Below are 8,392 nucleotides of genomic sequence, written 5' to 3' on the forward strand. Positions count from 1 at the left end.
CGTAAACGCGAGCCGCTGGAGCGAGCGCGGCGGCCCCCCCCCCGGCCCCCCCCGCCCTCGCTCGCGCCCGCCCCGCCGTCCCCCTCGGACCCGTTGGCGCCGCCAGCCGTTCCGATGTCGTCGCCTTCACCTACGGACCCGCCGGCACCGCCCGCTGTTCCGACGTCGTCGCCTTCACCCGCGGACTCGCTCGCACCGCCCGCCGTGCCGGTCTCGTCGCCCTCCCCCGCGCAGCCGCAGGCGTCGGCCGGCGAAGCGGTTTCGTCGGGTGTCGACCCGTTGTCATCGGCCACTCCGCTCGAGGCGCTCTCGACGCCTTCGCGCCCGATAGGCGAACCTGCGCCGCCCACCAGCGGCCAGCCGGATCCGGCGATCCAGAACGCACAACCGGAAGCGCCGCAGCCCAGCGTTTCCGGGCCGGACGCGTCCTCTCACAACACATCGAGTGCACCGGCATCCGGATCGACCACTGGCGCATCGGCGGCTTCCGTCGCAGCCGAGTCGGCCGACGCCGGATATTGGGCCAACCCTTCGTCGACACGGAACGAGGGCGGCGCCGACCAAGCCCAGGCCGAACAAGGTGGGGTCGCGCAGGGGTCGCCGTACAGCGCTGATGACGTCGCGGCTTCAGCGGCGCCTGTTTCGCCCTATGCGTCCGGCGAGGTTCCGCAGGGAGCGGCTTTCTCTGCGTCGCAATACGATTCGATTCCCGGAGATCTGTCGCACGGCGCTTCCGTGCACGCACCTGATGCGCAGACCGAGATGTTCCGGGCCGACGACCCTCGGCTGCAGGGTGGGTTGCCCAGCGCCGGCGTCGCGCAGGGCGGCCCGTCTGAAACTGCTTACCGCTCAGGCGAATTCGCACAGCCTGCGCCGCATCCCCGCCCCGAGGGAACGCCTCCACGTCATCAGCTGACCCCGGACGCGGCGCCATCGCAGCCCGAACCCGCGCAGCAGGCCGTCCCCGATCCGACCGCGCAGAGCGGTGGTGCGACTGCCTATCCGACGCAGCAGCCCATCGGCGGCGCCTACCCGCAGGCACCCGATGCGGGCCCCGCTCATCCGTACCAGAGCGATGGGCTCCCCCAGTACCGCCCTGACGGCATGCGAGTGCAGCCGGACGGCACCTATCCCCACGGAAACGCCGCGCAGGCGGGCCCGAATGCTGCTCAGACCCAGCAGTATTCACAGGGCACTGCCGCACCGGTTCAGCCGTACCAGGCGCCCGACGGCTCCCAGGCGCAGCCGTACCCGGGGCCGCTCCACGCACCCGATGGCGCACCGGCCCAGCCGTACCAGGCGGCCGCGCCCCAGCAGTTCCAGGCGCCGGACGGCACCTGGTCCCAAGCACCCAACGGTGCCCCGGTTCAGCCCTTCCACGCGCCGGACGGCGCCCCGCACGGCGGACCGGCGCAGCCGTACCAAGCCCCGAACAACGTTGCCCCGCCGCATGTGGCACCGCAGTACCAGCAGCCCGCCTACGGTCAGCCGGGCTGGGGTAACCCCGGCTACCAACCTCCGTCACTGGACAATGTGCCGGTCAAGCGAGTCAAGAAGGCACCGGGCAGCGGATGGCGTAAGGCCGTGCACCATGTTTCCGGCGGCGCGATCAACCCGGGAATGTCGGCCGAGGAGCGGCGCCTGCAGGAACTGGTCGCCCGTATCCGGCAGCCGGTGCGTGGTGATTACCGGATCGCGGTGCTCTCGCTCAAGGGTGGTGTCGGCAAGACGACGACCACCACCGGTCTCGGGTCGATCTTCGCGTCGATCCGTGGTGACCGGGTGATCGCGGTCGACGCCAACCCGGACTTCGGCACCCTGTCCCAGCGCGTGGCCATCCAGACCCGCTCGACCGTGCGCGACCTGCTGCTCGATCCGGCGATCGAACGGTACTCGGATGTGCGCAGGCACACCTCGCAGAGTTCGAGCAGGCTGGAAGTGCTTGCCAGCGAACGCGATCCGGCCGCCTCGGAGTCGTTCAACGACGAGGAGTACCGGGCCGTCGCCCGCATTCTGCAGCGGTTCTACAACATCATCCTCACCGACTGCGGCACCGGCCTGATGCACTCGGCGATGAACGGCGTGCTCGACCTGGCGCATTCGCTGGTGCTGATCTCGTCGGCGGCCATCGACGGTGCCCGCAGCGCCGCCGCGACGCTCGACTGGCTGTCGCTGCACGGGCACGACCACCTCGTGCGCAATGCGGTGGTCGTGATCAACCTGCCACGTGAGGGTTCACCGAATGTCGGTGTACAGCAGTTGCGGGAGTACTTCCTGTCGCGCTGCCGTGCCGTGCACATCATCCCGTTCGACGAGCACCTGTCCGAGGGCGCCGAGATCGACCTGCACCGCCTGCACAAGTCCACCAAGCGCGCGTATGTGGAGCTGGCCGCGACGGTCGCCGACGAGTTCGGCGCCGAACACAACCGCTACCGCTGAGCGGTCACCATTCGGGCAGCCGACGCCGCCCGGCGAGCACATCGCGCACCAGATCGTCGTAGGCGTCGGCCAATTCGGCCAGGTGGTGCCAGGCGCTGTGCAGCAGCTCGTCGTTGGCGTCCAGCGTCATCAGCGCGTGGTGAGCCCGCACCGAGGACTCCGCCAACCGGTCGATGACCGCGCCGATGGTTTCGGTGTGCAGCGTGGCGCCCAGTCGATGTTGCGGCACGCCGCGCAACACCCAGTCGTCGATGGCGAGGACCAATTCGCTTCGTCGGCAATCGATCTCACGCAACACCACGGCGTCGGTCTCGACGCGGCCGCCGCGGCCGACGACCCGCTTCTCGTGCAGCACCGCGAGGTCGCGTGCGAACCACAGCAGCGGCCCACCGACCACCCGGTGCCCGCGACATGCCCGGACCAGTAGGTCGGAAAAGGGCAGTAAACCGGTATCAGCCTGAGAACCTGCGGAATCGACACATCGCAATGTGTCGGGGAAAGCCATTACAACCGTAGAACTCTCCGCACCAGCCACGTTGCCTCGCCGTCGTCGCCGCACAGCACCGGATCAGGACGTTCATTACAATAAACCTCGCAAGCTCACTGTCAAGCATTACTCGGCCGTAGGTAACCCAGACGAGTACACTTCGTTACCTGCACGACCTACCGAGGAGCATGATGGCGGACGGTCCGACCTATCTGCGGATCGCGAACCTCCTCCGCGAGGAGATCCGCGCGGGTACCTGGAAACCGGGCGACCGGCTGCCCAGTCATTCCGAGCTGGCCGAGCAGATGCAGGTCTCGATCACCACCGCGCGCAACGCCATCCAGGTGCTCGTCGCCGAAAACCTGGTCTATACAGCGACTTCCCGCGGAACCATCGTTCGAAACCAGGAAGTGCTCGAATCCGTGGTCACCGACCACATCCGGCGTGATCGTCCGCGCTCGGCGCACGACATCTTCGAGGAGATCGCGCGCGCGGCGAACCGGGAACCCGCCAAGGAATTCAGCACCAGGATGGAGCCGGCCGACGAACAGGTGGCGCTCTGGCTCGGCGTGCCGGTCGACTCGTGGGTGCTCGCCCGCACCGTGGTGCAGTATCTGGACAACGAGCCGTGGTCGTGGGAGGTGAGCTTCTACCCGCGCGATCTGGCCGAGTCGGCGGGTATCGACTCCCCGCACGACATCCCCGAGGGGACTACGCGCCGGCTCGCCGACCGTGGCCACGGCGAGACCGCGCATCGCGACACCGTGCTCGCCCGCGCGGCCACGGCGGAGGAGGCCGCCGTGCTCGGCGTCGCCACCGGCACCATCCTGCTCGACCATCTTCGCATCGGCGCCAATCACGAGCGGGTCACCCGCGCCACCCGCCACCGTTCCCTGGCCGGACGCAACCGGCTGGCCTACCAATTCGGCGACGCGGCGGGCACCGACGTCATCGCCCGAACCCTCGGCATCGCACCCGGGCCTGCCGTGCCGTTGCCATGACGGTACGGATGCGCCGGGCCACCCTGGGCGACCTGTCGCTGATCTGCCGCCTGCGCGTGCAACGCACTGCCTGGCTCACCGCGCGCGGTTCGGACCAATGGACCGTCGCGGGCCGTGGCCGCCCGATCGAGATCTTCGCCGACGCCGTCGGGCGCGCCTTGGACGCCGGCCAGACCTGGATCGCCGAGGTCGAAGACCGACCCGCGGGCACGATCACGGTGAATCAGCGTTCCGATCCCGGCCTGTGGTCGCCCTGGGAGCTGGCCGAGTCGATGATCGTGCATTTCATGATCGTGGACCTGAACTTCGCCGGACGCCGCGTCGGCCACCACATGCTCGCGCACGCGGCCGAACTCGCCGAACTGGACCGCCGGGACTGGGTCCGCCTGGACGCATGGACAACCAACCTGGGCCTGCACGACTACTACCGGCGTGCAGGTTTCCGCCTCGCACGCATCGCGCAGACGACAAGTGGACCGTCATGTGCCCTGTTCCAACGCCGAACCAGCGCCTGGGCGATCCGATCGGGAACCCGGCCCGTCGTCGCCGATGCGCAGCGGCGACTGTCGACCACCACGACCCTCGATTAGATGGTCTTCGATGGTGCGATATCTCTTGGACGACAACGTATTCGGCAAATATTCACACAGGGTCTACCTGCGGAGATCGGTACGGCTGAGATATTCACCAGCACGGCCGCGGGGGTAGCATTCACGACAATCGGGGGTCGATGTGCAGGCGTGATCCGAGGTTCGAGCGGGGGATGAGGCATTGGTCATGACCGACGACGAGTTGGCCACGCCAGGAATTCTGCGGGCGGCGACCGCACTCGTCGATGCCGCGTCCGCACCTGATTCGAATCAGGATCTGCTCGACGGGGCGGTAACCGCTCTTGCCCAGAAATTCCGCGGCAAGGTGATGTTCGCCAAACCTCGCGTCGACGGCGTACCCGACCCGGAGCTCTATCTGTTGAGCACGGCGCACGGGGGCTCCCCGCTCGGACTCGACAGCGATCTCCTGTCTCGTTTCGCCGATGGCTCAGCAGGCGAGGTGACAATGACCGGCCTGCAGGTGGTGCTGGTCGCCGACCTGTTGCGCGAGCTCGCCGCCCGCCTGCGGCCGGGTGCGGCGTTCGGTGTCGGCACCAACGGTCTCGCCCTGGGCGAGCGGACCCGAAAGCTCGCCGACACCCTGACCGAGTCGACTCCGGTCCGCCGCCCGCTTGCGCGCGAGTTCGATCCGGTCGAGCGTGCCGAATGGCTCACCCATGCCATGTCCGTGTATCGACCCGACCTGCGTAATGCTGTCATCCGTGTCCTCGATGTAGTGGGAATCGCCCATGCCGGGCAACCTGCGAATCCGCCGCCGTTGTCGGACGTACTCGGATCCGGCGCGGGTCAAGCCGCGATGGCGGCTTTGGCACGGGCAACCCACGGTGGGCCTGCACCGGCCGTCGTAGGACCGGACGACCCCGGCCTTTTCCTTCGGTCGGTCGACGGGCGCCCGATTTTCGACGAGGCCAACGCGCTGCGCGAACTGCTGGCAGCGGAAGCCGTCTCGTCGCCCGAGCCACCATTGGTCACCATCGGTGCCGAGACCGCCATCGTCACCGGATTACTGCTGCGCGAATTGGCCTCGCGGTTGCTACCGGGTATCTCGTACGGGCTGCTCGGCGTCCGTTCCGATCTCGGCATCCTCGCCGACGACCTCGCGGCCGAGCTGTTGGCGCAAACCCGTTACGGCCGTCCGTTCTTCTACCCGGGTCCGACACGGATGTGGATAACCGCGAGCGACCGGTTGCAGTCGGATGGCACCGCACCCGACGTCATCGACCCGGTCGACCATCTCATGCCCGCCGAGCTCCTGATCCCCACCGTGGATTCCTCGAAGGGCGAGACTTTCGGCGAGTACGAGCGGATCCGCGCGGCAGCGCTCGATCTGAGCCGCCTACTCGACGACAAGACCGCTCGAGACGATCACTTTGCCCAGGTGGCGCGGCAGCTGCATTCGGCGATCATGGGCACACCCGAGGATTCGATTGCCGAACCGAAGAATCAGCCGGCCGAGGTAGTCCACCAGCAGTGGCGCGCTGTGGAGCTTTCCCACGCGGAGGTCGTGATCGCCGCCGATCTGCTCGACGAACTCGCCACCCGCATCGGCCCCGGCGCGGCCTTCGGTCCTAGCGGTGACCTGGCCGAATCGAGTGGCGAGTACACGGAAATGGCTGCCCGCCTGCGGGATCTATCGAGTACAAGGCGGTCGGCCATCGCCGCGACGACGTCGAATTCCCGGACCAAGCTCGGGCGATTGCGGGACGCGGCGATCCACTGGCTCGACATCGTTGCCGACGGCCGCGACGGCTGGCGAGTTCCCAGCGACCCGGTATGGCGCGACGCGACCATCAACCTTTATCTGCTCGCGCAAGACCGGCCCGCGCGCACCCCGACACCCCCCGTTCGCGACCCCGCTCGACACCTTCGCCGGCAGTCCGGCAATGCGACTGCCGGTCCAGTCGAGCTCACCGCCGAAGCAGCCGATATCGCCAGGTTGTTGCGCGGGGCGGACACCGATCCCGATCCGATCCTTGTGCCGGACAACCTCGCCCCCTATGTGGGCAAAGCACTCGGCGAGCTCGCCACTCGATTGAAGGGCGCCGGCGCCGCGCGGCAATCCGATGACGTCGAACCGCTCGCGGCGATCACGGCACAACTCGGACGACGCATCCTCGCGCGTGCCTTGGTCGGCTACTACCGCAGCTGGGATCGGGAGTCCGAGCAGCCAGGCCCGCGCGGCCACCTCAGCGAAGCCGAGGCCCGCGAACGCGATCGTGCCGGTGCGCCTTACAGCGTGGTGTTCGGCGAAGCCCACTCCCCCGACACCATCATCGATATGTATCGGGCAGCCGAAGAACTGCGAGTCACGAAGGTCGACGAGCAGGGGCGACCACGACTGTCGTTCGAGTTCGAGCGTAAGAGTCCGACCAAGCTGTTCTTGGCGCAGCTGACCCTGTATCGATACGACGGCGACGGGCTCGGCGGTGTGCGCGCCGAGCAATACAGCTTCGAACCGGGCGGCACCGCAACGCGGGTCACCGTGGAAGCCGGCCGGTCGACGCGGGAAGAATCGGTAGCGGAAATCACCAGGATGGAACGGCTTTGGCTGACCGCCCCCCAGTTCGGCGACTGGGAACCGCTACGCGATCTGAATCCGCTCACCTGGCCGCGCGCCGCCGACCGACCACAGGTGCACTACAGCCTCGCCTGGGACCCGGTCCGAGCGACACCGCGAGCCGTGATCTCCGCCGGTCAGGCGCGCCGACGTGATGCCGAGGGCCTGCAATACTGTGTGATCCTCGGACCGCAAGACGATCCGCGGGTTCTCATCACCGTCTGCCGCAACGACAACGCCTTCGCCGTTCACTTCTTCGACGATGCCAAGCGCTTCCGTGCGATCCACACTTTCCGGTGGGTCGAGGATCGCTTTCTGCATCAAGCCCAGCAACGGCTGATCTATGCCGGTCCGTCACCACGGGAAACACCGGAGTACACGCTGCTCGCGACTTTCGAGGTCAGGCTCGACGGCTTGGCTCGGGCCGTCGTCGTGGAGCCACATGGGCGTGGAGTCGTCAGCGAAAGAATCGATTCGGTGGATGTCACCCAGTACTGGTGTGCGCTACCTGAATTCGGTGCATGGGAATGGGCCGGTGAACTCGACCCGAGCCCCGAACACTGGGCCGCACAGGATCTCGTTCCGTAGTGTTCACCTCCCATTATCGTATGTTTCGGCCGAAAGACATGGCGTTGTAAAACCCTCTACTGAGGCTGAATCGGTTGTGGCAGAGGATTTTTGAGCTGCGGCGCAGCAAGCCGAAAGGCAATTGTGGGGGCGGTGACGACGTGTTGGCGTCGGCAACGTGAACATTCGCTACATCAGCCGTGGGGGGCTCGGATGTCAAAGGCTGTTGCCGACCTGTATCCCGGGTGGGACAGACCGGTCGATCGGTGTGTTGCCCGCATCGAGTACCGGTAACCCGCTGTGGCACTCGGATTCCCGTCCTGGCTCGAACCCGTGGAATGGCTCGTCGGAGCCGACTGGCCACACGGCAACGAAGACCTCATGTGGCGAATGGGCAAAGACCTCCAAGCCGCCGCCGATGACGCCAAGGCCCTCGTTCCCGAACTCGAAGCCGTTGTCGGCACCGTCAACGCCGCCTACCCCCAAGGCCGCGGCGGGGAATCCATCCTCGAATGGATCCAACCCCTCATCGACGGCCAAGGACCCGACAAAAACGGATCCCTCGCCCACCTCGCCCAACACTGGACCAAACTCGCTGCCGCCGCCGACTCCGGCGGCGACCAACTCCAAGCCGCCAAACTCAACTTCTACATCGCCGGCGCCTGGCTCCTCACAGAACTCGCCTGGGCCGCCGCCGCCGGACCCGGCGCACCACTAGCCCACGCCATCG

Annotated in this window: 5 protein-coding genes and 1 pseudogene; 5 read left to right on the plus strand and 1 reads right to left on the minus strand. The window is 67.3% G+C overall.

Going from position 1 to position 8,392, the window contains the following annotated elements; translation table 11 throughout:
* The first annotated feature begins 735 nt into the window (after positions 1 to 735).
* On the plus strand, positions 736 to 2,439 hold the full coding sequence (locus tag HYG95_RS24295) for an AAA family ATPase (protein ID WP_370465909.1): 1,704 nt from the start codon (positions 736 to 738) through the stop codon (positions 2,437 to 2,439).
* A 4-nt stretch (positions 2,440 to 2,443) separates the two neighbouring features.
* Here the strand turns inward: HYG95_RS24295 and HYG95_RS24300 are convergent, their stop codons facing one another.
* Positions 2,444 to 2,836, minus strand: a complete 393-nt coding sequence (locus tag HYG95_RS24300) for a DUF4254 domain-containing protein (RefSeq protein ID WP_084457280.1) — start codon at positions 2,834 to 2,836, stop codon at positions 2,444 to 2,446.
* Positions 2,837 to 3,117: 281 nt separating this feature from the next.
* On the opposite strand from HYG95_RS24300, the gene HYG95_RS24305 reads away from it, so the two are divergent.
* The 4 genes and pseudogenes from HYG95_RS24305 to HYG95_RS24320 form a co-directional block, all read left to right on the plus strand.
* On the plus strand, positions 3,118 to 3,927 hold the full coding sequence (locus tag HYG95_RS24305) for a GntR family transcriptional regulator (RefSeq protein WP_225281939.1): 810 nt from the start codon (positions 3,118 to 3,120) through the stop codon (positions 3,925 to 3,927).
* Positions 3,924 to 4,517, plus strand: a complete 594-nt coding sequence (locus HYG95_RS24310; RefSeq protein ID WP_181701399.1) for a GNAT family N-acetyltransferase — start codon at positions 3,924 to 3,926, stop codon at positions 4,515 to 4,517. Before HYG95_RS24305 ends, HYG95_RS24310 begins: the two co-directional genes overlap by 4 nt.
* A gap of 187 nt (positions 4,518 to 4,704) precedes the next feature.
* Positions 4,705 to 7,683 (plus strand): hypothetical protein, encoded by a 2,979-nt coding sequence (locus HYG95_RS24315; RefSeq protein ID WP_181701402.1) that lies wholly within the window; start codon positions 4,705 to 4,707, stop codon positions 7,681 to 7,683.
* Positions 7,684 to 7,962: 279 nt separating this feature from the next.
* Positions 7,963 to 8,392, plus strand: a pseudogene (locus HYG95_RS24320) (hypothetical protein); the annotation flags it as partial.

Origin of the sequence: Nocardia sp. GTS18 (genome assembly GCF_013839555.1) — a bacterium.
GTDB lineage: Bacteria > Actinomycetota > Actinomycetes > Mycobacteriales > Mycobacteriaceae > Nocardia > Nocardia rosealba.

Coding starts and splice junctions, on each gene's coding strand:
- HYG95_RS24315 (WP_181701402.1), top strand. CDS start 4,705: ATGACCGACGACGAGTTGGCCACGCCAGGAATTCTGCGGGCGGCGACC.
- HYG95_RS24305 (WP_225281939.1), top strand. CDS start 3,118: ATGGCGGACGGTCCGACCTATCTGCGGATCGCGAACCTCCTCCGCGAG.
- HYG95_RS24310 (WP_181701399.1), top strand. CDS start 3,924: ATGACGGTACGGATGCGCCGGGCCACCCTGGGCGACCTGTCGCTGATC.